General features: G+C 73.5%; 23 protein-coding genes. 13 read left to right on the top strand and 10 right to left on the bottom strand.

From position 1 onward, the window contains the following. Positions 1-130: 130 nt before the first annotated feature. Positions 131-1,507 carry a cysteine desulfurase/sulfurtransferase TusA family protein gene (locus tag J7I94_RS06520; protein WP_215165832.1) on the top strand — a complete coding sequence of 459 codons (1,377 nt, stop codon included), beginning with the start codon at positions 131-133 and terminating at the stop codon, positions 1,505-1,507. Positions 1,508-1,568: 61 nt separating this feature from the next. On the opposite strand, the gene J7I94_RS06515 is transcribed toward J7I94_RS06520, so the two are convergent. Further along, on the bottom strand, positions 1,569-2,543 hold the full coding sequence (locus J7I94_RS06515; RefSeq protein WP_215165831.1) for a carbohydrate kinase family protein: 975 nt from the start codon (positions 2,541-2,543) through the stop codon (positions 1,569-1,571). A 168-nt stretch (positions 2,544-2,711) separates the two neighbouring features. Here J7I94_RS06515 and J7I94_RS06510 point away from each other — a divergent pair, with 168 nt between their 5' ends. Then, positions 2,712-2,933, top strand: a complete 222-nt coding sequence (locus tag J7I94_RS06510; RefSeq protein ID WP_215165830.1) for a hypothetical protein — start codon at positions 2,712-2,714, stop codon at positions 2,931-2,933. 95 nt (positions 2,934-3,028) lie between these two features. After that, positions 3,029-4,420 (top strand): hypothetical protein, encoded by a 1,392-nt coding sequence (locus J7I94_RS06505; protein ID WP_215165829.1) that lies wholly within the window; start codon positions 3,029-3,031, stop codon positions 4,418-4,420. 78 nt (positions 4,421-4,498) lie between these two features. Here the strand turns inward: J7I94_RS06505 and J7I94_RS06500 are convergent, their stop codons facing one another. Beyond that, entirely contained in the window at positions 4,499-4,855 is a 357-nt protein-coding gene (locus J7I94_RS06500) for an iron-sulfur cluster assembly accessory protein (protein ID WP_004989079.1), read from the bottom strand. A gap of 253 nt (positions 4,856-5,108) precedes the next feature. Between J7I94_RS06500 and nadA the strand changes: the two genes are divergently transcribed. Continuing rightward, positions 5,109-6,293, top strand: a complete 1,185-nt coding sequence (gene nadA, locus J7I94_RS06495) for a quinolinate synthase NadA (protein ID WP_215165827.1) — start codon at positions 5,109-5,111, stop codon at positions 6,291-6,293. A 51-nt stretch (positions 6,294-6,344) separates the two neighbouring features. Here nadA and J7I94_RS06490 read toward each other — a convergent pair whose 3' ends face one another. After that, positions 6,345-6,638: a hypothetical protein gene (locus J7I94_RS06490; protein ID WP_215165825.1), complete on the bottom strand. Its 294-nt coding sequence runs from the start codon at positions 6,636-6,638 to the stop codon at positions 6,345-6,347. Between the two features lie 126 nt (positions 6,639-6,764). On the opposite strand from J7I94_RS06490, the gene J7I94_RS06485 reads away from it, so the two are divergent. Both J7I94_RS06485 and J7I94_RS06480 read left to right on the top strand, forming a co-directional pair. Next, a complete protein-coding gene (locus tag J7I94_RS06485) occupies positions 6,765-7,610 on the top strand; it encodes a helix-turn-helix transcriptional regulator (RefSeq protein WP_215165824.1) in 846 nt (281 codons plus the stop codon). Continuing rightward, positions 7,589-7,786 (top strand): DUF397 domain-containing protein, encoded by a 198-nt coding sequence (locus J7I94_RS06480; protein WP_215165823.1) that lies wholly within the window; start codon positions 7,589-7,591, stop codon positions 7,784-7,786. The genes J7I94_RS06485 and J7I94_RS06480 overlap by 22 nt, the downstream gene beginning before the upstream one ends. A 48-nt stretch (positions 7,787-7,834) precedes the next feature. Here the strand turns inward: J7I94_RS06480 and J7I94_RS06475 are convergent, their stop codons facing one another. From J7I94_RS06475 to J7I94_RS06455, 5 genes are all read right to left on the bottom strand, one after another. Then, on the bottom strand, positions 7,835-10,945 hold the full coding sequence (locus tag J7I94_RS06475; RefSeq protein ID WP_215165822.1) for an efflux RND transporter permease subunit: 3,111 nt from the start codon (positions 10,943-10,945) through the stop codon (positions 7,835-7,837). A 154-nt stretch (positions 10,946-11,099) separates the two neighbouring features. Beyond that, complete coding sequence (locus J7I94_RS06470; protein WP_215165821.1) at positions 11,100-11,783, bottom strand: response regulator transcription factor; 684 nt, start codon at positions 11,781-11,783, stop codon at positions 11,100-11,102. After that, the gene (locus tag J7I94_RS06465) at positions 11,780-13,072 is read right to left on the bottom strand and encodes a sensor histidine kinase (protein WP_215165820.1); all 1,293 of its coding nucleotides are present in this window, start codon (positions 13,070-13,072) and stop codon (positions 11,780-11,782) included. Before J7I94_RS06465 ends, J7I94_RS06470 begins: the two co-directional genes overlap by 4 nt. Before the next feature lie 67 nt (positions 13,073-13,139). Continuing rightward, positions 13,140-13,424, bottom strand: coding sequence for a hypothetical protein (locus J7I94_RS06460; protein ID WP_215165819.1), 285 nt, complete (start codon positions 13,422-13,424; stop codon positions 13,140-13,142). 31 nt (positions 13,425-13,455) lie between these two features. Then, positions 13,456-14,241 carry a PspA/IM30 family protein gene (locus J7I94_RS06455; protein ID WP_285442439.1) on the bottom strand — a complete coding sequence of 262 codons (786 nt, stop codon included), beginning with the start codon at positions 14,239-14,241 and terminating at the stop codon, positions 13,456-13,458. 304 nt (positions 14,242-14,545) lie between these two features. On the opposite strand from J7I94_RS06455, the gene J7I94_RS06450 reads away from it, so the two are divergent. From J7I94_RS06450 to J7I94_RS06440, 3 genes are all read left to right on the top strand, one after another. Next, complete coding sequence (locus tag J7I94_RS06450; protein ID WP_215165817.1) at positions 14,546-15,169, top strand: DUF3043 domain-containing protein; 624 nt, start codon at positions 14,546-14,548, stop codon at positions 15,167-15,169. Between the two features lie 86 nt (positions 15,170-15,255). Next, positions 15,256-15,993, top strand: coding sequence for a bifunctional 2-polyprenyl-6-hydroxyphenol methylase/3-demethylubiquinol 3-O-methyltransferase UbiG (locus tag J7I94_RS06445; protein ID WP_215165815.1), 738 nt, complete (start codon positions 15,256-15,258; stop codon positions 15,991-15,993). A 261-nt stretch (positions 15,994-16,254) separates the two neighbouring features. Continuing rightward, positions 16,255-17,307 (top strand): S1C family serine protease, encoded by a 1,053-nt coding sequence (locus J7I94_RS06440; protein ID WP_215165813.1) that lies wholly within the window; start codon positions 16,255-16,257, stop codon positions 17,305-17,307. A gap of 36 nt (positions 17,308-17,343) precedes the next feature. Here J7I94_RS06440 and J7I94_RS06435 read toward each other — a convergent pair whose 3' ends face one another. Further along, positions 17,344-17,556, bottom strand: a complete 213-nt coding sequence (locus J7I94_RS06435; RefSeq protein ID WP_215165812.1) for a hypothetical protein — start codon at positions 17,554-17,556, stop codon at positions 17,344-17,346. Between the two features lie 149 nt (positions 17,557-17,705). Here J7I94_RS06435 and J7I94_RS06430 point away from each other — a divergent pair, with 149 nt between their 5' ends. Next, the gene (locus tag J7I94_RS06430; protein ID WP_215165810.1) at positions 17,706-18,905 is read left to right on the top strand and encodes a bifunctional adenosylcobinamide kinase/adenosylcobinamide-phosphate guanylyltransferase; all 1,200 of its coding nucleotides are present in this window, start codon (positions 17,706-17,708) and stop codon (positions 18,903-18,905) included. Here J7I94_RS06430 and J7I94_RS06425 read toward each other — a convergent pair. Beyond that, positions 18,881-19,687 carry a class I SAM-dependent methyltransferase gene (locus J7I94_RS06425; protein ID WP_308114504.1) on the bottom strand — a complete coding sequence of 269 codons (807 nt, stop codon included), beginning with the start codon at positions 19,685-19,687 and terminating at the stop codon, positions 18,881-18,883. The genes J7I94_RS06430 and J7I94_RS06425 overlap by 25 nt on opposite strands. Before the next feature lie 151 nt (positions 19,688-19,838). On the opposite strand from J7I94_RS06425, the gene cobT reads away from it, so the two are divergent. The 3 genes from cobT (at position 19,839) to J7I94_RS06410 (ending at position 23,468) form a co-directional block, all read left to right on the top strand. After that, positions 19,839-20,936: a nicotinate-nucleotide--dimethylbenzimidazole phosphoribosyltransferase gene (cobT, locus tag J7I94_RS06420; RefSeq protein WP_215165806.1), complete on the top strand. Its 1,098-nt coding sequence runs from the start codon at positions 19,839-19,841 to the stop codon at positions 20,934-20,936. Next, on the top strand, positions 20,933-21,712 hold the full coding sequence (locus J7I94_RS06415; protein WP_215165803.1) for an adenosylcobinamide-GDP ribazoletransferase: 780 nt from the start codon (positions 20,933-20,935) through the stop codon (positions 21,710-21,712). The genes cobT and J7I94_RS06415 overlap by 4 nt, the downstream gene beginning before the upstream one ends. 208 nt (positions 21,713-21,920) lie before the next feature. Next, on the top strand, positions 21,921-23,468 hold the full coding sequence (locus J7I94_RS06410) for a leucyl aminopeptidase (protein WP_215165800.1): 1,548 nt from the start codon (positions 21,921-21,923) through the stop codon (positions 23,466-23,468). Positions 23,469-23,635 lie beyond the last annotated feature (167 nt).

The following is a 23,635-nucleotide window of genomic DNA, read 5'->3' as shown; positions in this document are numbered from 1 at the left end:
GGAGGGTGGTTCGCTGGTTTGGCGGGTGCGGGTGCGTGGGGGCTGGCCGCGCCCCGCGGCGGAGCCGCATATCGATACTGCCCGCGCCCCTTTCCGGCGTTTGAGTGAGCGGGCGTTTAGCGTTTGCCGTATGGGCTACTTCGACGCTGCTTCCGGTGCTCCTCTTCATCCTGTCGCTCGGCAGGCGCTGTTGGCCTCCTTGGACGAGGGGTGGGCCGATCCTTCGCGGTTGTACAGGGAGGGGCGGCGGGCGCGGATGCTGCTGGACGCGGCGCGGGAGGCGGCGGCGGAGGCGGTGGGGTGCCGGCCGGACGAGTTGGTGTTCACGCCGTCGGGGACCCGTGCGGTGCATACGGGGGTGGCGGGGGCGCTGGCCGGGCGGCGGCGGGTCGGGCGTCACCTGGTCGTGTCAGCCGTCGAACACTCGTCGGTGCTCCATGCGGGTGAGGCGCACGAGGCCGAGGGCGGGACGGTCACCCAGGTCGGCGTGGGCCGTACGGGCGCGGTCGGTCCGGAGGCGTACGCCGCCGCCCTGCGCGAGGACACCGCGCTGGCCTGTCTCCAGTCGGCCAACCACGAGGTGGGTACCGAACAGCCGGTGGCGCGGGTGGCCGAGGCGTGCCGGGCGGCCGGGGTGCCGCTGCTGGTGGACGCGGCCCAGTCGCTGGCCTGGGGGCGGGTGGAGGGGGACTGGTCGCTGCTGACGGGGAGCGCCCACAAGTGGGGCGGGCCTTCGGGGGTCGGGCTGCTCGTGGTGCGCAAGGGCGTGCGGTTCGCGCCGGTGGGGCCGGGTGACGAGCGGGAGTCCGGGCGGGCGGCCGGGTTCGAGAACCTCCCGGCGATCGTGGCGGCGGCGGCGTCGCTGCGGGCGGTGCGCGCGGAGGCGGCCCAGGAGGCGGCGCGGCTGCGGGAGCTGACGGACCGGGTCCGGGCGCGCGTGCCGGAGCTGGTGGGGGACGTGGAGGTGGTCGGCGATCCGGAGCGCCGGCTGCCGGGGATCGTGACCTTCTCGTGTCTCTATGTCGACGGGGAGACCTTGCTCCACGAGCTGGACCGCGCGGGCTTCTCGGTCTCCTCCGGGTCGTCCTGCACGAGCAGCACGCTGACGCCGAGTCATGTGCTGCGGGCGATGGGCGTGCTCAGTGAGGGGAACGTGCGGGTCTCGCTGCCGTTCGGGGCGGCGGAGGCGGAGGTCGAGCGGTTCCTGGAGGTGCTGCCGGGGGCGGTGGCGGGGGTGCGGGAGAAGCTGGGGGCTCCAACGCCGGCCACCGTGGTGCAGAGGGACGCCCTGGTGGTGGACGCGCTCGGCAAGCTCTGCCCGGTCCCGGTCATCGAGCTGGCCAAGGTGATCGGCGACGTGCCGGTGGGCGGCACGGTCCGGGTCCTGGCCGACGACGAGGCGGCCCGCCTGGACATTCCGGCGTGGTGCGAGATGCGGGATCAGGAGTACGTAGGTGAGGAGAGGGAGGAGAGGGGAACCGCTTACGTGGTCCGCCGGCTCAGGTGACTGACCTCAGGGGCGCGGGGAACTGCGCGCTCAGCCCCCCACGCACCCGCACCCGGAAGACTCAGCCCAGATACCCCCGAACCTCCCCCGCCGCCTCGTCCCCGTACGCCTTGGTGAAGCGCTCCATGAAGTGCCCGCGCCGCAGCTGGTACTCCTGCGTCCCCACCGTCTCGATGACCAGCGTCGCCAGCATGCAGCCGACCTGGGCGGCGCGCTCCAGGCCGACGCCCCAGGCCAGGCCGGAGAGGAACCCGGCGCGGAAGGCGTCGCCGACGCCCGTGGGGTCGGCCTTGCGCTCTTCGTCCGGGACGCCGACCTCGATGACCGGCGCGCCGGCCCGCTCGATGCGTACGCCCCGTGCGCCGAGGGTGGTGACGCGGTGGCCGACCCGGCCGAGGATCTCCTCGTCGCTCCAGCCGGTCTTGGTCTCGATGAGCCCCTTCTCGTACTCGTTGGAGAAGAGGTACGTCGCCCCGTCCAGCAGGATGCGGATCTCGTCGCCCTCCATGCGGGCGATCTGCTGGGAGAAGTCGGCGGCGAACGGGATGTTCCGCGTCCGGCACTCCTCCGTGTGGCGGAGCATCGCCTCCGGGTCGTCGGCGCCGATGGAGACCAGGTCGAGGCCGCCCACGCGGTCGGCGACGGTCTTGAGCTCGATGAGGCGGGCCTCGCTCATCGCGCCCGTGTAGAAGGAGCCGATCTGGTTGTGGTCGGCGTCGGTGGTGCACACGAAGCGGGCGGTGTGCAGGGTCTCGGAGATCCGGACCGAGTCGGTGTCGACGCCGTGCCGCTCCAGCCAGGCGCGGTACTCGTCGAAGTCCGGGCCCGCCGCGCCGACCAGGATCGGGCGGGTGCCGAGCTGGCCCATGCCGAAGGCGATGTTGGCCCCGACGCCGCCCCGGCGGACGTCGAGCTTGTCGACCAGGAAGGAGAGCGAGACCGTGTGCAACTGGTCCGCGACGAGCTGGTCGGCGAAGCGGCCGGGGAAGGTCATGAGGTGGTCGGTGGCGATGGAGCCGGTGACTGCGATGCGCACGGCGTGAACTCTCTCCTGGAGGGAGGTGGGTTGGCAGTTCACGCTACCCGGTCGGCGCGGGCCGTCGAAGCGGGCCTCGGGGGCGGCTGCCGGGCGAGCACCGGAACGGGAGGAAATACCCGATAGTAGGGCTTTCTTCACGGGCCGACCCGTGCCTACGGTGCCCTCATGACGAACACCGAGATCCGCCCCCGCCCCCGCGTCCGCCCGGCCGCCGAGCCCGACGGGGATCTGGCGTCGCTGCGCGGCGACTGCGCCCGGATGGCGCCGCACTGGCCGTCCGCCGAGCGGGCCTCGGCCCGGCCGGTGCCGCCGTCGCTGATCCACGGGGTGACCGTGCCGCCGGCCTCGGCCCGGCTGCTGGAGGCGATGGAGGAGTACGGCGACTGAGGCCGTCCGGGTGACCGCGGCGCCCGGTCCGGGAACCGGATGTTCCCGCGCCGCGTCCCATCGTCGTCCCCCGTGACCGGCGAAGGAGCGATGCGGTGAACACCGAACGACCCGACCACGACGGCACCGGGGGCGACGGCACGCGGGCCGGCCGGCGGCGGTCCCGGGGGCTGCTGACCGCCTCGGTCGCGGCGGCCGTGCTGCTGGCCGGAGGCGGCGGAGCGTATCTGGCGGCGACCGCCTCCGGGGGTGCCGGCGGCGGTACGTCGTCCGGGGCGTCGGACGGCGGCACTCCCCCGCCGCTGGCCCTCGACTCCCCCGCCGCCGACGGCGGCGCCACCGCCTACCGGGCCGGCGGCCCGCTTCCGGACGGTCCGGACTCGGCGCCGGTGTACCGGGCGACGGGCCAGGTCACCGCGGCGGAGGTGGCCCGGCTGGCCGAGGCGCTCGACCTGACGGGGAAGCCGGTGGTCCGGGGAGCGTCCTGGACGGTCGGGTCGGTCAAGGACGGGTCGGGTCCCCTCCTGCGGGTGGAGCGGAAGGCGCCGGGGAACTGGACGTTCCAGCGGTCCGCGGCGGCCCGCGACACCTGCGGGCCGAAGGACCCGGTCTGCGTGACCGCCCCGACGGGCGCCGACCCGGTGGGCGAGGCGACGGCGAAGAAGGCGGCGGCACCGGTGCTGGCGGCGGTGGGCCAGGGCGGGGCCGGGCTGGACGCCGGGCAGGTGATGGGGGCGCGGCGGGTGGTGAACGCCGACCCGGTAGTGGGCGGGCTGCCGACCGAGGGCTGGACGACCGGGGTGATCGTCGGCGCGGACGGCACGGTGGCCGGGGGCAGCGGGCGGCTGAAGGCGCCGGTGAAGGGGGACACGTACCCCGTCCTGGACGCGGAGCGGACCCTCGCCCTGATGGAGAAGGCGCCGGCGGCGAAGGGCGACTGCGCCAGTGCCGTACCGCTGGAGGGCGGGGCGGCGACCTGCGGGACGGAGCCGGGGCGGGCGACGGCCACCGTCGAGCGGGCGGTGTTCGGGCTGGCGGCGCAGCCGGTGCGGGGGCGGGCGACGCTGGTGCCGTCCTGGCTGTTCGAGGTGCGGGAGCCGGGGGCGGCGGACACCGTCACGGTGACGCATCCGGCCGTGGACCCGAAGTACCTGACGTCGGCGCGGCCGTCGCCGCGGCCGTCCGCCGAACGGGACGTGGAGGTGACCGGGTACACCGCCGAGGGCACCGACCTGACGCTGCGGTTCACGGGCGGGGTGTGCGCGACGTACGAAGCGACGGCGGACGAGGAGTCCGGGCGGGTGCGGGCCGAGGTCACCGAGCACTCCGACCCGGACCGGGTCTGCGTCCTGATCGCCAAGGAGTACGAGCTGACCGTGGAGCTCGATGAGCCGCTCGGCGACCGGGCGGTGGTCGGGTCGGACGGCGAGCGGATCCCGCTCGCCAAGGAGGGCGCGCGGCTGCCGGCGCCGACCGGGGGCGGGTGACGCACGAGGGCCGGTGACACACGAGGGCGGCGCCCCGGGAGGTCCCGGGGCGCCGCCCTCGTCACGGTCGGGTGCGGCTCAGCTGAAGGAGTCGCCGCAGGCGCAGGAGCCCGTCGCGTTCGGGTTGTCGATCGTGAAGCCCTGCTTCTCGATCGTGTCGACGAAGTCGACGGTGGCGCCGCCCAGGTACGGGGCGCTCATCCGGTCGGTGACGACCTTCACGCCACCGAAGTCCTTGACGACGTCGCCGTCGAGCGAACGCTCGTCGAAGAAGAGCTGGTAGCGCAGGCCGGAGCAGCCGCCGGGCTGGACGGCGACACGCAGCGACAGGTCGTCACGGCCTTCCTGGTCGAGCAGGGCCTTGACCTTGGCCGCGGCGGCGTCGGTCAGGATGATGCCGTCGGTGACGGTGGTGGTCTCGTCCGATACGGACATCTACATCTCTCCCGGGTTGTACGGAGACTGCTTGCCGACGGTTGCAACCGACGGGGCCCCGGATTCATTCCGGGCCGGACCCGAGCGATTTCCCCTCGGTCCGTCTCTTCATGCTCGCACACGGGCCCGGGGACGGTCAGGGGCGCGGGCGCCGGGATTCACGTCACACCGACACAATGGGCATCGTCAAACTGACGTGAAGCGGATATGATAGATAGCGTCAATTCGACGAAAAGTAGAAAGGGTGCGTGCCGTGACCACCGCCCAAGCCCAGGAGCTCGACGTTCAGCCGACTCCGCTCGCCCTGCTGCTCCTCGGCCGCGAGGCCGACCCGAGGAGCGAGCGCGGTGTGGAGTGCCCGGGTGATCTGCCCTCGCCCTCCGACCCGGACCTGGTCGCCCGCGCCCGCGCGGCCAAGGAGAAGCTCGGGGACAAGGTCTTCGTGCTCGGCCACCACTACCAGCGCGACGAGGTCATCCAGTTCGCCGATGTCACGGGTGACTCGTTCAAGCTGGCCCGGGACGCCGCCGCGCGCCCGGAGGCCGAGTACATCGTCTTCTGCGGCGTGCACTTCATGGCGGAGTCGGCGGACATCCTGACCTCCGACGACCAGAAGGTCGTGCTGCCCGACCTCGCCGCCGGGTGCTCGATGGCCGACATGGCCACCGCCGAGCAGGTCGCCGAGTGCTGGGACGTGCTGACCGAGGCGGGGATCGCCGACCGGGTCGTGCCCGTCTCGTACATGAACTCCTCCGCCGACATCAAGGCGTTCACCGGCAGGCACGGCGGGACGATCTGTACGTCGTCCAACGCCGAGCGGGCGCTGAACTGGGCGTTCGAGCAGGGCGAGAAGGTTCTCTTCCTGCCCGACCAGCACCTCGGCCGCAACACCGCCGTCCGTGACCTCGGCATGTCCCTGGAGGACTGCGTCGTCTACAACCCGCACAAGCCGAACGGCGGGCTGACCGCCGAGCAGCTGCGGGACGCCAAGATGATCCTGTGGCGCGGGCACTGCTCGGTGCACGGCCGCTTCAGCCTGGAGTCGGTGGAGGACGTGCGCGCCCGCATACCCGGCGTCAACGTGCTCGTGCACCCCGAGTGCCGGCACGAGGTCGTCGCGGCGGCGGACCTCGTCGGCTCGACCGAGTACATCATCAAGGCGCTGGAGGCGGCCCCGGCCGGCTCCAAGTGGGCCATCGGGACCGAGCTGAACCTCGTACGGCGGCTGGCGAACCGTTTCGCCCCGGAGGGGAAGGAGATCGTCTTCCTCGACAGGACGGTCTGCTTCTGCTCGACCATGAACCGGATCGACCTGCCGCACCTGGTGTGGGCGCTGGAATCCCTGGCCGAGGGGACGCTGGTCAACCGGATCGAGGTCGACGAGGAGACGGAGGCGTTCGCGAAGCTGGCGCTGGAGCGGATGCTGGCGCTGCCGTAGCGCACGGTACGACGCTGGGGCTCGGTTCGTCGCCGAGCCCCAGTTGCGCGTTCACGCCCTCGGGAGCCTCGCGCCCCGGCTGGTGGCGATGCGCACCGCGTCCTGGAGCGCCTCGGCCAGCCGCAGCCCCGCGAACCGCAGCTCGCGTGCGCCCGCCCGCTCGTCGGCCAGCAGCGGCTTCGCCCTGACCAGCACGTCCTCCGCCGACGCCAGCAGCGCCACCTCCAGCCCGTCGGCCAGCCGCGACAGCCGACTGCCCTCGCTGTCGCTGCTCAGGTAGCAGGGGTCTCCGTTGTCGTTGGTCCACGGCAGCAGCCGCAGCGGCCTGCCTTCGCCGTCTCGCATCAAAACGTCACCACGTCCCGTTCTCGCCAATTACCGTGTGTTCATCCATGATTGCGCTGCGACACATGGGTCCACCAGGCACGCCCTGTCCCCACGGTGAGAACGGGACAACGGAAGGCGAGAACGATGACGTTCACTCCGAAAACCCTCAGCCCCTACCTCTCCGCCCGCCACTACTTCGGCTCGGAGCTGCGCCGCCATCGCGAGGGCGCGGGGCTGTCGCTGGTGCAGCTGGCGGGCATCGTCAGTTCCAGCAAGAGCACGCTCGCCCGCGTCGAGACGGCGGAGTTGATGCCGCCGCCGGACCTGCCGGACCCGTTGGACGCGGCGTTCGGCACGGACCGGCACTTTCATGGGCTTTATCAACTGGCCAAGCGGGAGGCTCATCCGGATCAGTATCGGCGTTACATGGACTTCGAGGCGCAGGCGGAGGTGATCGAGAACTTCGAACCGCAAGTCGTTCCAGGGCTGTTGCAGACCAGGGAGTACGCCGACGCTCTGCTCAGTTGCCAGGAGGACCTGACCCGGGAACAGGTCGAGGAGCGCGTCAACGCCCGTCTGTCCCGGCAGGACCGGCTCAGCTCGGCTCAGTCGCCACTACGCTGGGCGATCATCGAGGAATCCGTCCTGCGGCGGCAGGTCGGCAGCGCGGAGTGCATGCACAAACAATTGGCCCGGCTGCTCGAACAGGTGGATACTCCGGACAGCAAGGTGCAAGTGCTGCCCTTCAGCGCCGGTCCGCACACGCTCATGGGTGGCGCCCTGACCTTGCTGACCCTTCCGACGGGCTCCGTCATGGCCTATGAAGAGGGCATCCAGGTGGGTCACCTCTACGAGGACCGGGACTCGGTTAAGAAGTGGCGACGCCAGTACGAAGTGCTGCGCGCCAACGCGCTGCCCCCGGCGGCCTCGGCGGAGCTGATCCGAGACGCAATGGAGGACCACACGTCATGCAGCACACTCCCGAGCTGAACTCCGCCCACTGGCGCCGGAGCAGCTACAGCAACACCAACGGGGGCAATTGCGTCGAAATAACCGAGGACTTCCCCGGCGTCGTCCCCGTACGCGACAGCAAGAACCCCTCCGGTCCGGTGCTGGTCGTCACGGCCGCCTCCTGGGCCGCCTTCGTCACCGCCCTCGCGGACTGACACGAGAAGGCCCGTCCCAGGTGCTGTCCTGGGACGGGCCTCCGTGCGTCAGACCTTCGCCGGTTCCGGCTCGTCCGCCGATGTCGCCTGCGGCGGCACCCGCCTCGCCGCCTTCTTCTTCGCGCGCCGCTCCTTGCGCAGCTCCAGCATCGCGTAGAGCGTCGGCACCAGGAGCAGGGTCAGCAGGGTCGAGGTGACCAGGCCGCCGATCACGACCACCGCCAGCGGCTGGGCGATGAAGCCGCCCTCGCCGGTGACGCCCAGGGCCATCGGGAGCAGGGCGAAGATGGTCGCCAGGGCGGTCATCAGGATGGGCCGCAGCCGGTGGCGGCCGCCCTCGATCACCGCTTCGACCACTCCGTAGCCCTGCTTGCGGTACTGGTTGATCAGGTCGATCAGCACGATCGCGTTGGTGACCACGATGCCGATCAGCATCAGCATGCCGATCATCGCCGGGACGCCCATCGGGGTACCGGTGGCGATCAGCAGGCCGAGCGCGCCGGTCGCCGCGAACGGGATGGAGACCAGCAGGATCAGCGGCTGGGCCAGCGACCGGAACGTGCCCACCAGCAGCATGAAGACGATCGCGATGGCCGCGAGCATCGCCAGGCCCAGGTTGACGAACGCCTCGTCCTGGTCGGCGGAGACGCCGCCGATCTCGGCGGTGACGCCGGCCGGCAGGTCCAGGCCGTTGATCTCGGCGGTGAGGTCGGTGCTGACCGCGCCGGTGTTGTCACCGGTCGGCCGGGCGGTGATGGTGGCGGCGCGCTGGCCGTCGATCCGGGTCATGGAGACCGGGCCGTCGACCAGTTTCACGGTGGCGATGTCGCCGAGCTTGACCGGGCCGAGCGGCAGCGCCTTCAGTTCGGCGAGGGTGTCGGCGGGCTTCGCCGAGGTGATGACGACGTCCCGCTCGGTGTCGTCCAGGACCGCCTTGGCCGCGGTGGTGCCGCGGACCGCCTGGGTGACGGCCGCGCCGAGGGTCTGGTCGGTGAAGCCGGCCGCGGCGGCGCGGTCGTTGGCCTTGACCGAGATGCGCGGCACGCTCTGCGACAGGTCGCTGGTGACGTCGGTGACGTCGTCGAGGGAGGCGACCGCCTCGCGGACCTCCTCGGCGGCCTCGCGCAGCGCGTCGGCGTCGGAGGACTTGACGACGACGCTCAGGTCCTGGCTGCCGAAGCCGTCACCGGCGGCGATGGTGGTGGTGCCGATGCCGTCGAGCTTCGCGAGCCCGGCCTCCAGGCTGTCCTGGACGTCGTCGGAGGAGGCCGAGTCCTCCAGCATGATCTGGTACGACGCCTGGTTGGTGTCCGTACCGCCACCGAAGGCCGCCATGAAGCCGGACGAACCGATGGTCACCTGGAAGTCCTTGACGCCCTCGGTGCCCTCGATGAGCTTCTCGACCTTCTTCGCCTCGGCGTCGGTCGCCGCCAGGCTGGTGCCGGGCTTCAGCTCCTGCTTGACGCTGAGGACCTGCTGCTCGCCCTGGTCGAAGAAGTTGGTCTTGAGCAGCGGGGCCATGGCGAAGGTGCCGATCAGCACGACGACCGCGATGGCCACGCTGGTGAGGCGGCGCCGGGTGGCGAACCCCAGGACGGGGACGTAGAGGCGCTGGAGGCGGGACTTGGCCTCCTTCTCCTCCGCCAGGCGCCGGGCCTCGTCGGCGTCCTCGGGGGTGCCCTTGGGGGCGCGCAGGAACCAGTAGGAGAGGACCGGGACGACCGTCAGCGACACCAGCAGGGACGCGAGGAGCGCCGCGGTGACGGTGATGCTGAAGGAGCCGAACAGCTCGCCGACCATGCCGCCGACCAGGCCGATCGGCAGGAAGACGGCGACCGTGGTGAGGGTGGAGGAGGTGACCGCGCCGGCCACCTCGCGCACGGCCTTGAGGATGGCCTCCTGGCGTTCCTCGCCGTAGCCGAGATGGCGCTTGATGTTCTCCAGGACCACGATCGAGTCGTCGACGACCCGGCCGATGGCGATGGTCAGCGCGCCCAGGGTGAGCATGTTGAGGGAGAGGTCGCGGGTCCACAGGACGATCAGCGCCAGCACCACGGACAGCGGGATGGAGACCGCGGTGACCAGGGTGGAGCGGACCGAGGCCAGGAAGACCAGGATGACGATCACCGCGAAGAGCAGGCCGAGGCCGCCTTCCGTGGTCAGGCCCTTGATGGCCTTGGAGACGGCCGGGCCCTGGTCGCTGACGACGGTCAGTTCCGCGCCGGAGCCGAGCTGTTCGCGCAGTTCGGGCAGCTTGTCCTCGACCGCGTTCGAGATGGCGACCGCACTGCCGTCGCGGTCCATGGTGACGGCGACGGCGAGGCTGGGCCTGCCGTTGGTGCGGGTGAGGGAGTCGGCCGGGGCCTCCCGCTCCTCGACCTTCGCGAGGTCGCCGAGGCGCACCGGCTTCTTCACGCCCTCGCCCGTGACCATCAGGTCCTGGATCTGCTTCAGCGAGGTGAAACCGCCGCCGACCTGGACGGTGCGGTTGGCGCCGTCCTCGTCGAAGGAGCCCGAGGCGACGGTGGCGCCACCGGCCTGGAGGGACGTCACCAGGGTCTGCGGGGTCACCCCGGCGTCGGCCAGCTTCGCGTCGTCGGGCGTGACCGCGACCTGCACGTCCCGGACGCCGTCGACGGTGACCTGGCCGACGCCGTCGATGTCCTCCAGCACGGGCACGACCGTCTTGTCGAGCTGGTCGGCCAGGGCCTGCTGGTCCTGCTCGGAGGCGACGGACAGCACCACGGCCGGCAGGTCGTCGGTGGAACCGGCCACGACCTGCGGGTCCACGTCGTCCGGCAGCGTGGCGCGGGCCCGGTTGACGGCCTGCTGGACGTCGGCGACGAGCTGCTGGGTGTCGGGGCCGTACTCGAAGGACGCCATGATGACGGCGCTGCCCTCGCCGGCGGTGGAGGTGACGCCCGAGATGCCGTCGACCGCTTCGAGGTTGTTCTCGATCGGCTCGACGACCTGGTTCTCGACCACGTCCGGCGAGGCACCCTGATACGGCGCCACCACGGACACCATGGGCAGTTCGATGGTGGGCAGCAGCTGCTGCTTGAGCTGGGGGATCGCGATCGCCCCGAAGACGAGCGCGATGATCGACATCAGCCCTATCAGGGCCCGTTGCGCGAGGCTGAATCTCGACAGCCAGGACATGGGTCAGGGTCTCTCTTCTGTGGCCTGAGCGAAGGACGGGCACAAGTGAGCGCCCACTCCACCACTTTGAGCCACGGAGGAGCCCCGTTCCCCCGACCACAGACCCATTTCCTTACGGCACGCATACTCCGGCCGCAGTACGGCCGGGTGGAGGTCACTCCACCCTTGGACGGACCAGCCCCGACTCGTAGGCGATGACCACCAACTGGGCCCGGTCCCGGGCGCCCAGCTTGCCCATGGCCCGGTTCACATGGGTCTTCACGGTGAGCGGACTGACCGCCAGGCGCTCGGCGATCTCGTCGTTGGAGAGCCCGCCGGCGACCTGCACCAGCACCTCCCGCTCCCGCACGGTCAAGGTGGCCAGCCGTTCGGAGCGGGCCGGGTCGCGGTCCTCGTCCAGACCGCCGTCCTGGGCGAGGAAGCGGGCGATCAGGCCCTTGGTGGCGACCGGCGACAGCAGCGCCTCGCCGCCCGCCGCGACGCGTATGGCGCTGAGCAGCTCCTCGGGTTCGGAGCCCTTGCCGAGGAAGCCGGAGGCGCCCGCGCGCAGCGACCGCACCACGTAGTCGTCGACCTCGAAGGTGGTCAGGATGACCACGCGGACGGCGGCGAGGTCGGGGTCGGCGCTGATCATGCGGGTGGCGGCGAGCCCGTCGGTGCCGGGCATCCGGATGTCCATCAGGACCACGTCGGCCCGCTGCTCCTTGGCCAGCCGCACCGCCTGCGCGCCGTCGGACGCCTCGCCCACCACCTCCATGTCCGGCTCGGAGTCGACCAGCACCCGGAAGGCACTACGGAGCAGCGCCTGGTCGTCGGCGAGCAGGACACGGATCGTCATACGGGGTCCTTCGCGGCGTCTGTTCGGTTCTCGGGTCGGTTCTCGGGTCGGTTCTCGGGCGGATTCCCGGCACGGTTCCCGGCCGGGCCCTTGAGGGGTTTCCCGGCTGGAAGGATCGCATGGACGCGGAAACCGGCTCCGTGCCGGGGACCGGTGGTGAGGACGCCGCCGACCGCGGTGACCCGCTCGCGCATGCCGAGCAGTCCGTGTCCCCCGCCCGGGGCGGCCGGTTCCGCCTGGCCCGCGCCGTCGTCGAGCACGGTGATCTCGATGTCCGGCCCCACCCGTACGACGCTGACCTCCGCCTTCGCCCCGGGCCCCGCGTGCTTCTGCACGTTGGTCAGGGCTTCCTGGACGACCCGGTACGCGGCGAGGTCGACGGCGGTGGGCAGTTCGGTGCCCTGGTCGGCTCGGGCGGTCTCGACGTGCAGGCCGGCGCTGCGGAAGGTGCCGGCGAGTTCGTCGAGGCGGTCCAGGCCCGGGGCGGGTTCGGTCGGCGCCTCCGGGTCGCCGGACTGGCGGAGCAGGCCGACGGTGACGCGCAGTTCGTCGAGGGCGGAGCGGCTGGCCTGCCGTACGTGGGCGAGGGCCTCCTTGGCCTGGTCGGGCCGCTTGTCCATGACGTGCGCGGCGACCCCGGCCTGCACGTTGACCAGGGCGATGTGGTGGGCGACGACGTCGTGCAGGTCCCGGGCGATGCGCAGCCGTTCCTCGGCGACCCGGCGGCGGGCCTCCTCCTCGCGGGTGCGCTCGGCCTTCTCGGCCCGGTCCCGGATGGCCTGGACGAAGGCCTTGCGGCTGCGGACCGCGTCCCCGGCGGTGGCGCCGATGCCGGTCCAGGCGAGGACGGCGAGGTTCTCCTGGGCGTACCAGGGCAGGGGCCCGGCGAGCATGGCGGCGCCGGTGAGCACGGCCATGGTGAGCAGTCCCGTCCGCCAGGTGGTGGACCGGTCGGTGCCGGCGGCGACGGTGAACAGGGCGATGACGGCCGACATCACGACGGGCGCGCGGGGGTCGCCGGTGACGCACTCGACGAGGGAGAACCCGCCGGTGAGCGCCAGGACGGCCAGCGGGGCGCGGCGGCGCAGGACGAGGGCGGCGGCGCCCGCCGTCATGAGGACCAGGCTGAGCGGGTCGGGGGTGCGCACGGCCCAGGAGACGCCGTCGGGGCCGTGCGGGTCGATGAAGGAGGCGGAGACCATGCACACCAGGACGGCCACCGCGAGGGCGGCGTCCGTGGCGATGGGGTGGGCGCCCAGCCGGCAGCGGGCGCGGGTGAGTGTGCTCACGGCTGTCCACGGTAGCGGTGCGGAGGCCGGCCGGTCCGGTGCCCGGCGCGGGCGCGGCCGTCGGTCCTCAGGCGCCGCCCGGGATCAGTCCGTCGTCGCCGAGCAGTTCCCGTACGTCCTCCAGGGTCGCGTCCTCGGCGGGGAGGATCAGGTCGGACGGCTCCAGGGAGTCGTCGGGCAGGGGCGTGCCCAGTTCGCGGACCTTGGCGAGCAGGGCGGTGAGGGTGCGGCGGAAGCCGGGGCCGTCGCCGTTGTCCATCTCGGCCAGGAGCTCGTCGTCCAGCTTGTCCAGCTCGGTGAGGTGGCTGTCGGCCAGCCTCACCTGCCCCTCCCCCATGATCCGTACGATCATGTCGCCCTCCTCGGCGTGGGCCCTGCGCGGGTCACTGCTTGTCGAAACGCGGGGTGTCCTGCGGCTGCTGCCGGACCTGCTGCGGCTGGTCGCCGCCCTCGATGGCCTGCGGGCCACTCGTGCTGCCACCGGCCAGCTCGGCCTTCATCCGCTGGAGCTCCAGCTCTACATCCGTACCACCGGAGAGCCGGTCCAGCTCGGCCTGGATGTCGTCCTTGTGCATGCCGGACTGGTCGTCGAGGGCGCCGGAGGCGAGCAGTTCGTCGATCGCGCCGGCCCGCGCCTGGAGCTGGGCGGTCTTGTCCTCGGCCCGCTGGATCGCCAGGCCCACGTCGCCCATCTCCTCGGAGATGCCGGAGAACGCCTCGCCGATCCGGGTCTGCGCCTGGGCGGCGGTGTACGTGGCCTTGATCGTCTCCTTCTTGGTGCGGAAGGCGTCGACCTTGGCCTGGAGCCGCTGGGCCGCCAGGGTGAGCTTCTCCTCCTCGCCCTGGAGGGTGGCGTGCTGGGTCTCCAGGTCGGTCACCTGCTGCTGGAGGGCGGCGCGGCGGGAGAGCGCCTCGCGGGCCAGGTCCTCGCGGCCCAGCGCGAGCGCCTTGCGGCCCTGGTCCTCCAGCTTCGACGACTGCGACTGGAGCTGGTTGAGCTGGAGCTCCAGGCGCTTGCGGCTGGTCGCCACGTCGGCGACACCGCGGCGCACCTTCTGGAGCAGCTCCAGCTGCTTCTGGTACGAGTAATCGAGGGTCTCGCGCGGGTCCTCGGCCCGGTCAAGGGCCTTGTTCGCCTTCGCGCGGAAGATCATCCCCATACGCTTCATGACACCGCTCATGGGCTTCGCGCGCCCCCTTCTGACGGACTCCAGCTCCAGCACCTGCGACAGAACCCACAGTACGGGCCCTGCATCCATTACCGCACTGTTCGGGGACGGATGCGCTCATCCCCAAGGACGACTGCGTACGTTCCTGATCCGGCGTGAGGAGTAGGTGGCCCCCTGGTCTCCGGGGTACCTCCGGGACGCGCCCGGAGATGTCCGGGGTGCGCCCGGGGTGTACGCAACCGTCCCCTCTGTCCCCTGAGAGACGAACGGTGTTGCGGGATCGTTCCCCACCGGACTGACGTCCATGCGCCGTGAGCGCTTACCCTTGGGTTTTGTGTTCCGTAGCCGTGCCAAGGAAGAGAAGGCCGCGACCGTAGCGTCGCCGACCGACTCCAGTCAGCCCCGCGACCCGCAGGCCCCCAAGGGCCGCCCGACGCCCAAGCGCAGCCAGGCCCAGAGCCAGCGGCGCAGTGTCGCGAGTACGCCGATGACGCGCAAGGAGGCCGCCAAGCGGCAGCGCGAGGAGCGCCGTACCGCTCTGGAGCGCCAGCGCCAGGCGCTCGCCAGCGGCGACGAGCGGTACCTGCCGGCCCGGGACAAGGGCCCGGCCCGCAAGTTCGCCCGGAACTTCGTCGACTCGCGGTTCAACATCGCGGAGTACTTCCTGCCGATGGCCGTGGTCATCCTGGTGCTGAGCATGATCCGGGTGGCGTCGCTGCAGAACGTCGCGCTGCTGCTGTGGCTGGTCGTCATCGTGCTGATCGTGCTCGACTCGATCGTCACCGGCGTCCGGCTGAAGAAGGCCCTGCGGGAGCGCTTCCCGGACGAGAACAAGCGCGGCGCGGTCGCGTACGCGCTGATGCGCTCCCTCCAGATGCGTCGGCTCCGGCTGCCGAAGCCGCAGGTCAAGCGCGGGGAGCGGCCCTGAGCGGGATTCCGTTCGCCGGGGACGCGGCGGCGGTCCGCCTGGACGGCCCCGGCGGCGGTCTGCGGGACGTCGTACGGCAGGAGCTGGTGGCCCGGCAACTGGACGAGCAGCTCGTCGGGCGGTTCCCGGTGGGCCGGCGGCTGCGGGTGCTGGACGTCGGCATGGGGCGGGGCAGCCAGGCCCTGCGGCTGGCACGGGCCGGGCACCAGGTGACCGGCCTGGAGCAGGACGCCGTACTGATCGCCGCGGCCCGCGAGGCCCTCGCCGGGCAGCCGCAGGGCATCCAGGACCGGATGCGGATCATCGAGGGCGACGGCCGGGACACCGGCGTGCACTTCCTGCCGGGCAGCTTCGACGTGGTGCTGTGCCACGGCGTGCTGATGTACGTCGAGGAGCCCGACCCCCTGCTGGCGGGGATGGCGCGGGTGCTCGCCCAGGGCGGGCTGCTGTCGCTGGTGGTCCGCAACGGCGACGCGCCGGCGATGCGGCCGGGCCTGACCGGCCGGTGGGCCGACGCCCTGGCGGCCCTGGAACCGGCCGCGCAGGTCCCCCGTTCCCGTACCGACCCGGACGGGGAGCCGCCCCCGCCGGCGGGCTCCGGCGTCCGCGCGGACCGGCGGGCGGCGCTGACCGCGACGCTCGCGGGGATCGGCGCACCGCTGCACGCCTGGTACGGCGTACGGGTCTTCACGGACACGGCCCCCGACGGCACACCGCTCCCGGACGACCTGGAGACGCTGCTGGCGGCGGAGGAGCGGGCGGGGCGCACCGACCCGTACCGCGGGGTCGCCGCACTGCTGCACCTGTGCGGGGTACGGGGCTGAGAGCCCGTCGGCCGCGGCGCCGACGGCACCGGGCGCACCGCGCCCGTCCGGACGCCCGCCAGGACCGGGCAGCCGCGCCGGCGCGGCACCACCGCGCCCGAGCGGGACACACGGCGGCCGGCCCCGCCGAGCCCCCGGGCGGCACACACCTCCGCACCCCCGGAAACACACCCGGACCGGACCGGTCGACGCCGGGGCGCGCCGCGCCCGTTCGGGTGCCCACCGGGGGCCGGGCGGGCGCCGCCTGGTGAGACTCGGGGCATGGACGTCCTCCGCCTGCGTGCCGCCGCCTCCCTGACCGCTCTCGGCTGCTGCGCCGCCGTCCTCGCCGGGTGCTCGGAGGCCGGCGCGCCGCGCGAGCGGACGGCACGGGCCGCGGCGCCGCGGGCCGCGCAGGGGCTGGAGAGCGACTACCGGCGGGTGATCGACGACGTCCTGCCGTCGGTGGTGCAGATCCAGGGCGCCGAGGACCTGGGGTCCGGCGTGGTCTACGACGGCGAGGGGCACATCGTCACCAACGCGCACGTCGTCGGTGACCAGCGCGTCTTCCGGGTGACCACCGCGCACAGCGAGGACCCGCTGCCCGCCCGGCTCGTCTCGTCCTACCCGGAGCAGGACCTCGCCGTGGTGAAGCTGGACCGGGTGCCGGACGGGGTCAAGGCGGCCGCCTTCGGGGACTCCGCGAAGGTGGCCGTGGGCCAGATCGTGCTGGCGATGGGCTCGCCGCTCGGGCTGTCCTCCAGCGTCACCCAGGGCATCGTCTCCGCGACCGGCCGGACCGTCACCGAGCGCGGCGACGGGGGCGGTACGGGCGCGACGCTGGCCAACATGGTGCAGACCTCGGCGGCCATCAACCCGGGCAACAGCGGCGGCGCCCTGGTGAACCTCGACGGGCAGGTGATCGGCATCCCGACGCTCGCCGCGACCGACCCGAACCTCGGCGGCGGCGCGGCGCCCGGCATCGGGTTCGCGATCCCGGCGTCGATGGTGAAGACGGTCGCCGGTCAGATCGTCCGGGACGGCAAGGTGACCGACTCGGGCCGGGCGGCGCTCGGCATCACCGGCCGTACGGTCGTCGACTCCGGGTACCGGGCCGCCGGGGTGGCCGTCGTCGAGGTGCGGGACGGCGGCGCGGCCGAGCGGGCGGGGCTGGAGTCCGGGGACGTCGTCACCGGACTGGGTGACAGCGACGTCACCACGGTCACCTCGCTCGCCGAGGCCCTGGCCCGGCTGCGGCCCGGGGACCGGACGACGGTGACGTTCACCCGGAACGGCGACGAGCGGACCGTGGAGGTGACGCTGGACGAGCAGTGAGCCGGGGGCGGCCCCGGAACGGCCGCCCCCGGCCGGCTACGCGTCCTCGCCGTGCAGGCTCATCGGGCCGTAGATCTCCGTGGCGTCCTCGAAGAGCCGCACCTGGTCCGTGCCGCCCTCCTTGAGGTCCTTCCAGTACTCCCCGATCCACGACTCGGCGTCCCCTTGCGTCGTGAACTCCTCCGGCTGCACCGAGGGCTGGACCTCCGTCCCGTCGGCCGTCTCGAACCGCCACGTCCATGCCGCCATGTACGCCTCCCAGATGTGAGCACATGCGATGCGGTCACCGGATCTTGGTCCGGCTCCCGGTCGCAGCCTATGCGCTCGGCCGGGCGCGGAGTGGGGCTACTCGGGGTCTCGGGCGCGCAGGCCGGCGGGTGACCGGCGAAAATCGGTGCGTGGACGTGACTCTGCTCGGCACCGGTGCCCCCGCGGGACTCCCCCGCCCCGACTGTCCCTGCGCGGCCTGCGCCGCCGCCCAGGGCCCGCACGCGCGCGCGGCGACCGCGCTGCTGGTGGACGGGGCGCTGCTGCTCGACCTGACACCGGGCGCGGTGTTCGCCGCCGCCCGGTCCGGGCGTTCCCTCGGCGGGGTGACCCAGGTGCTGCTGTCGCATCCGGCGGACGGCCCGGCGGTGGAGGTGCCGGCCGGGCTGCCGCAGCCGGGCCGGGTGCCGGACGGGCGGGAGCTGGCGCTGCTGACCGGGCACCGGGTGCGGGCGGTGGCGATGGACGCGCCGGGCACGGGGTACGCGGTGACCGGCCCGGACGGGCAGCGGCTGCTGTACCTGCCGCCGGGCGGCGCCCCCGCCGGTCTGGAGGAACCGGCCGGCGCCTACGACCTGGTCCTCGCGGACGTCGTGGGCCGGCCGGACGCACTGGCGAAGCTGCGGGCGGTCGGCGCGGTGGGTCCGACGACGGACGTCGTCGCCGCGCACCTCGATCACGACGTGCCGCCGGGGCCCGAGCTGCGGCGCCGGCTCGCGGCGGCGGGGGCGCGGGCGGTGCCGGACGGGACGACGCTGACGGTCGGGGTGTACGAGGACGTGCCCGACGTACCGCGCCGGGCGCTGGTGCTGGGCGGGGCCCGGTCCGGGAAGTCGGTGGAGGCGGAACGGCGCCTCGCGTCCTTCCCCGACGTGCTGTACGTGGCGACGGGCGGGACGCGGGGCGGGGACACGGAGTGGGCGGCGCGGGTGGCCACGCACCGGGAGCGGCGCCCGGGGTCGTGGCGTACCGCCGAGACCTGTGACCTGGTGCCCCTGCTGGCGCAGGACGGCCCGCCCCTGCTCATCGACTGCCTGTCGCTGTGGCTGACGGACGCCATGGACGCCGTGGGGGCGTGGGACGACGACCGGTGGGCGGACAGCGGGCAGCGGGAGCTGCGGGAGCGGACCCGGGACCTGACCGAGGCGGTGCGGGCCACCCGGCGCACGGTCGTCGCCGTCTCCAACGAGGTGGGCTCGGGGATCGTGCCGGCCACCGCCTCGGGGCGCCGCTACCGGGACGAGCTGGGCCGGCTCAACGCCGCGTTCGCCGCCGAGTGCGAGCAGGTGCTGCTGGTGGTGGCCGGTCAGGCGCTGGTGCTGCGGGGCTGAGGCGGGGTGCGGGGCCGGGAGGGGACGGGGGGCCGGAAGAGGGTGCGGGGCAGGACCGGGGTGCGGGCGACGACCCGGCGGCGGCCGGCGGGGGTCAGCAGGACGCAGCCGCGTTCCCGCAGCTCGGCGCGGAGCCGGGCGGTGGGCCGGGTGCCGGGCGGGGAGGCGAGCGGGCCGCGCGGGCCGGTGACGTCGACGAGCAGGTGACCGCCGGGGCGCAGGGCGCGCAGGGCGGCGCGGAGTTCGGCGCGCGGGTCGGGGCTGCGCTCCAGGTGGAGGACGCTGACGACGTCGTAGCGGGCGCGCAGCCGGGCGGCGAGGTGCGGGTCCGTCAGGCGGCCGACGTACGCCTCCTCCACGAGGTCGGCGGCGCGGGCGCGCAGCACGCGGTGGGTGGGGTCGACGCCGTCGAAGGAGGTGTACGGGAAGTACCGCCGCGCCGCGCGCGGGAAGCGGGCGTCGCCAGTGTCCAGGTCGAGCCAGCTCTCCGGCTCGGGGCAGTACCGCAGCAGCGCGCGGGCGGCCGACAGGTGCCGCGGTCCGGTGACGGCCCGTACGGGAGTGCCGTCCTGGCCGTCCGGGCCCGGCGGCGGGTTGTGGAAGGCGTGCCGGCAGTCCCGGCAGGTGACGAGGACCGACCGGTCCGGCGGGGCGTAGAGGCGCGGGCCGGGGCGCAGGCGCCGGGAGCCGCACCAGGGGCAGTCCGCGCGGCGGGGCGCGTACCGGGGTGCGGGCGGGACGGCGGGCAGCAGTGCGGCCGGGGGTGACGGCGGGGTGGACACGGGCGGCTCCCTGTCTCGGCACGGAGGAAGGGGTGACAATCTCCGCGAAACGGAACGTATGGGATGCCGGTCGCGGGAGCCAAGACGGCGCTCGGACGGGCGGGACATGTGCCCTCAGACGCACCCGACCAGGGCCGGTACTGTTCGGCGAATGAGCTCGCTGAATCTCGACGACTTCACCGACCTGATCGAGCGCCCGGACGGCGGGGTACGCCGTGACGCCGAGGCGCGCCGGGCCCGTCAGGCCGTGCCGCCCGGGGCGCTGGGCCGCCTGGACGACCTGGGCGAGTGGCTGGCCGCGGCGCAGTCCGCCGTACCGGTACGGCCGGTGGAACGGCCGCGGCTGGTGCTCTTCGCCGGCGACCACAAGGTGGCCGAGCTGGACGTCTCGTCCCGGCCCGCGGGCAGCGCCGGCGAGCTGGTGCGCGAGGTACTGGAGGGCGGCCGGCCCGTGTCCGTGCTGGCCCGGCGGCTCGGCGTGCCGGTGCGGGTGGTCGACATGGCGCTGGACTGCGACCCGGAGTCGCTGCCCGCCGAGGTCGTACGGCACCGGGTGCGGCGGGGCGGCGGACGGATCGACGTCGAGGACGCCCTCACCCTGGAGGAGGCGGAGGCCGCCTTCCGGGCGGGGGTCGCGGTGGCCGACGAGGAGGCCGACTCCGGTACCGACCTGGTGGTGCTCGGCGATGTGAGCGTGGGCGGGACCACCGCGGCGGGCGTGCTGGTGGCGGCGCTGTGCGGGACGGACGCCTCGGTGGTGACCGGACGCGGCGGGCAGGCCATCGACGACCTCGCCTGGATGCGCAAGTGCGCGGCGATCCGGGACGGACTGCGGCGGGCGCGGCCGGTCCTCGGGGACCAGCTGCGGCTGCTGGCCACGGTGGGCGGGGCGGACCTGACGGCGATGACCGGGTTCCTGCTGCAGAGCGCGGTACGGAAGATGCCGGTGATCCTGGACGGCGTGGTGACGGCCGCCTGCGCGCTGGTCGGGCAGCGGATCGCGTTCCGCGCGCCGGACTGGTGGCTGGCCTCGCACGACAGCGGGGAGCCGGGGCAGGCCAAGGCGCTGGACCGGATGGCCCTGGAACCGGTGCTGACCCAGGGCGTGCGGGTGGGTGAGGGCGCGGGCGGTCTGCTGGCCCTGCCGCTGGTGCAGGCGGCCGCGGCGCTGGCGGCGGAGCTGCCGGAGCGGGCCGAGGACGAGGCCGAGGCGGAGGCGGACGCCGAGGCGGAGGTCTCCGGAGCGTGACCGGCGCCGGCTCCGACGGGCTGCGTTTCGCGTTCGGGACGCTCACCGTCTTCCCCGTCAGGGTGAACCGCTGGGACCGGGGGGCCGCGCGGGGCGGCATGCTGTGGGCGCCGCTGGCCGGGGTGGCGGTCGGGGGGTGCGCCGCCGCCCTGGGGCTCGTCCTGCTGCTCCTCGGCGCGGGGCCGCTGCTCGCCGCCGTCGCCGGCGCGGCCGTACCGGCGGTGCTCACCCGCGGACTCCATCTGGACGGACTGGCCGACACCGCGGACGGGCTCGGCAGCGGGAAGCCCGCCGAGGACGCGCTGCGGATCATGAAGCAGTCGGACATCGGGCCGTTCGGCGTGCTCGCCCTCGTGCTGGTGCTGCTGGCCCAGGTGGCCGCGCTGGCGCAGGCGTACGGGGACTCCTGGGCCCGGGGCGCGCTCGCCGCCGTGGTCTCGGCGGCCGTCGCCCGGCTGGCGCTGACGCTGGCCGCCCGCACCGGCGTACCGGCCGCCCGCCCGGAGGGCCTCGGCGCGGCGGTCGCCGGGGTGGTGCCGGCGCGCGGCGCGCTGGGCACGGCCGCCGCCGTCACGGTGGCCGCCGCCGCGGCCGGCGCGGCCCTCGGACCGGCGGACGCGGCCCGGACCGCCGTCGCCGTGCTCCTCGCCCTCGGCGCCGCCGAGCTGATGCTCCGTCACTGCGTGCGCCGCTTCGGCGGGGTCACCGGCGACGTCTTCGGCGGACTGGCCGAGACCGCGGCCACGACGGCTCTGGTGGTGCTGGTCCTCGGCTGACGCGGGGCCACGAGCGTAGGCTCGTGCGGGGTTTCGGCACCGCCCAGGTGGAGACCGCGCCGCAGGAGGGATCTAGGGTCGGGTTCGGGCCCGGTCGACCCACCGCGTTCGGCCACACACCGGACTTCACCCGAATCCACCGGAAAACTTCACCGGAAACCCGGAAAACCGGAGACCGGAAAACAGACGGAAGCGAGATTTCACCACCGTGACTGCTCTCACTCTCAGCACCGCCGCGGCGCCCGGCCTGCGGGCCGACGCGATCGTGATCGGTGTCGCCAAGGGCTCCGCGAACGGCCGCCAGAGCCTGATCGTGGCTCCCGGCGCCGAGGCCGTGGACAAGGCGTACGACGGCAAGCTGGCCGGCGTTCTGGAGACCCTCGGCGCCTCGGGTGCCGAGGGCGAGGTGACGAAGCTGCCCGCGCCGGCCGGCTTCAAGGCGCCGCTCGTGGTGGCGGTGGGCCTGGGCGCCGAGCCCGAGAAGGACGCCGGTTACGACGGCGAGGCCCTGCGCAAGGCCGCCGGCGTCGCCGCCCGCGCCCTGGCCGGGACCAAGAAGGCCGCCTTCGCGCTGCCGCTGGCGGACGCCGCGGACGCCGGCGCGGTCGGCGAGGGCGTGCTGCTGGGCGCGTACTCCTTCGACGCGTACAAGGACAACGGCGGCGACGGCAAGGACAAGAAGGCCAAGAACGGCAAGGCGCCGCTGGCCGAGGCCGCGCTGCTGGGCGGCAAGCCCCGCGACAAGGCGTACAAGGCCGCCGTCGAGCGGGCCACCGCCGTCGCCGAGGAGCTGAACCGCGCCCGCGACCTGGTCAACACCCCGCCGAACGACCTGAACCCGGAGGCGTTCGCCGCGATCGCGCAGGCCGCCGCCAAGGAGCACGGCATCAAGGTGCAGGTGCTCGACGAGAAGGCGCTGACCAAGGGCGGCTACGGCGGCATCCTGGGCGTCGGCTCCGGCTCGGCGTCGACGCCGCGGCTGGTGAAGCTGTCGTACACCTCGTCCAAGGCGAAGAAGTCCCTGGCCTTCGTCGGCAAGGGCATCACCTACGACTCGGGCGGCATCTCGCTGAAGCCGGCCGGGCACAACGAGACGATGAAGTGCGACATGGCCGGTGCGGCGGCGGTCTTCGCCACCGTGGTCGCCGCCGCGCGCCTCGGCCTGGAGGTCAACGTCACCGGCTGGCTGGCGCTGGCCGAGAACATGCCGTCGGGCTCCGCCGTCCGCCCGGGTGACGTGCTGCGCATGTACAGCGGCAAGACGGTGGAGGTGCTCAACACCGACGCCGAGGGCCGCCTGGTGCTGGCCGACGCGCTGTGGGCGGCCTCCGAGGAGGAGCCGGACGCGATCGTCGACGTGGCGACGCTGACCGGCGCGATGATGCTGGCGCTGGGCAGCCGGACGTTCGGGATCATGGCCAACGACGACGCGTTCCGCGCGGCGCTGCACGAGGCGGCCGAGGAGGTCGGCGAGCCGGCCTGGCCGATGCCGCTGCCGGAGCACCTGCGCAAGGGCATGGAGTCCTCGACGGCCGACATCGCCAACATGGGTGAGCGGATGGGCGGCGGGCTGGTGGCCGGGCTGTTCCTGCGGGAGTTCGTGGGCGAGGGGATCACCTGGGCGCACCTGGACATCGCCGGGCCGGCGTTCAACGAGGGCGGGCCGTTCGGGTACACGCCCAAGGGCGGTACGGGGTCCGCGGTGCGGACGCTGGTGCGGCTGGCCGAGCGGGTTGCCGTCGGCGATCTCGGGTGACGTTCGCCTGAGAGCCCGGGACCGAAGGGGCGCTGGCGGCTGCGGGTCCGATGTGGTTGATCGCGCAGTTCCCCGCGCCCCTGGCGGCACTGCCGTGCCGGGGCGCTCATGTGAACGTGCTGCGTCTCACACACCGGCCCCGCGTCTCGTACCCCCTCCGCGGGTGC

It is taken from the genome of Streptomyces sp. ISL-12, assembly GCF_018614415.1.
GTDB lineage: Bacteria > Actinomycetota > Actinomycetes > Streptomycetales > Streptomycetaceae > Streptomyces.
The sequence above is the reverse complement of the archived record's forward strand: the minus strand, read 5'-3'. Positions and strand labels throughout refer to the sequence as shown.